The 1,770-nt window shown below is 76.9% G+C and carries 1 pseudogene; it reads right to left on the reverse strand.

The annotated features are described in order from the left end of the window. Positions 1 to 1,680 (reverse strand): annotated as a pseudogene (locus AOK00_RS36090) (hypothetical protein); the annotation flags it as partial. Positions 1,681 to 1,770: the final 90 nt, after the last annotated feature.

The following is a 1,770-nucleotide window of genomic DNA, read 5'->3' on the forward strand; positions in this document are numbered from 1 at the left end:
GGTGTCGGCGGCGGGGGTCGCGGCGCGCTGACCGGGCAGGGGCGAGCCGGCGGCCGGGAGGGGCGCGCCGGTGGCGGGGAGGCTCAGGAGTTCGGCAAGTCGCCGCTCGCCGGCGAGCGATTCGGCGGCGCGGCGCTCCGCGTCGTAGGCGTTCCCGGCGGCCTCGGCGGCGTCCGCGGCGCGGGCCGCGGCGAGTTCGGCGCGGGCCTCGGCCCCGGCGGCCTCACGCGCGCGGTCCGCTGCCGTGCGGGCGGCCTCGCGCGCGGCGTCCCAGGCGGCGACCGTCGTCTTCTCGGCGTCGCTCGCGGCGAGCGCGGCGCGGGCGGGGTCGGCGTCGGGCGCGGTGTCGTCGAGCCAGCCGGCCCGTACGGCCTCGGCGGTCTCCTGCTCGACCTCGGCGAGACGCTGGCGCAGGTGCCCGGCCTCGCTGCGGGCCCGCTGGGCCTCGGTCGCGGCGGCCGTGGCGTCGCGGTGGGCGGTCTCGCCGGCTTCCTGGAGGGCGGTGGAGCGTTCCTCCTCCTCGGCGGCGTGGCGCTCGCCCTCCTCGGCGGCGGCCGAGAGGGCCCGTACGAGGTCGGCGGCTGCCTCGGCGCGGGCCGCGAGGGCCGGTGCGGCGTCCCGCTCGGCCTCGCGGATGGCGGCGGCCACGCGCGCGGAGCGGTCGCCGGCGGCGCGGTGGCGGAGGACGACCTCGGCCGCCTGCCAGGCGGAGTGCACGGTGCGGGCGTCGGTGAGTTCGCGGCGCTGGGACGCGGCGCCCTTCTCGGCGGCGGTCAGTGCCAGTGAGGCGTGCCGGTAGGCGAGTTCGGCGGCGATGAGGGCGGCGCGCCCGCGCGCGGTCTCGGCCTCGGCGACGGCGTGTCCGGCGGAGGTGACCTGCTGGGCGAGTTCGGCTCCACGCGCGCGTTCCACGGCGGCGCGGGCGGAGAGCCGGCGGGCCAGGGTACGGGTGCGGCGCTCGGCCGCCGTGTGGATGTCGCGCGCGGTGGAGCGGGTTCCGGCGGCCTCGACGATCCGGGTGAGGAGGTCCACGGAACCGGCCGTGAACTCGCGCTCGGCGGTGAGCTCGGCGCGGCGGCCGAGCTTGTTGCCGAAGCCTCCGACGAGGTCGGCGAGACCGTCGGTGTCCCGGGTGTCGGTGACGGCCCGCAGCAGCAGGTCGGTGAAGTCGGAGTCCTTCTTGACCGCGAAGAGGCCGGCGGCCTCGCCCTCGTCGGCGTTCATCTCGCGCTGGTAGCGGAAGAGTTCCGGGTCGAGTCCGAGCTCGCCGAGGTGCTCGTTCCAGCGGTCGTGGATCTCCTCCCAGTAGACCTCCAGGTGCGGGTACGCCTTGCCCGCCTCCGTGATCGCGTCGCGGAAGCCCTTCATGGTGCGGCGGCGGCCGGTGGCGCCGGAGGCGCCCTCGACGGGCGCGCGGACGGACGTCGCCTCGGCGACGGGGAGGTTGTCCAGGCTGAGTCCCGGGCCGGGGCGGAACGAGTACCAGGCCTCGGCGAACTTCCGCGGGTCGGAGGAGACCTGCCGGCCGCGCCACTCGCTGGCCTTGCCGACGACGACCAGTTCACCGGTGAGGGTGTGCTGCCACTCCAGGGCGACGTGCCCGCAGTCGTCGGCGAGGAGGAACTTGCGCAGCACACCGGAGCTGGCGCCGCCCAGGGTGTTGCGGTGGCCAGGGAGCATGACCGAGAAGATCAGCTTGAGGAGGACGGACTTGCCGCCGCCGCGGGTGTGCTCTTCCTGGAGAACGGCGGCGGCAAGTCCGTCCTCCTC

This window comes from Streptomyces aureus (genome assembly GCF_001418135.1).
GTDB classification, from domain to species: Bacteria; Actinomycetota; Actinomycetes; order Streptomycetales; family Streptomycetaceae; genus Streptomyces; species Streptomyces aureus_A.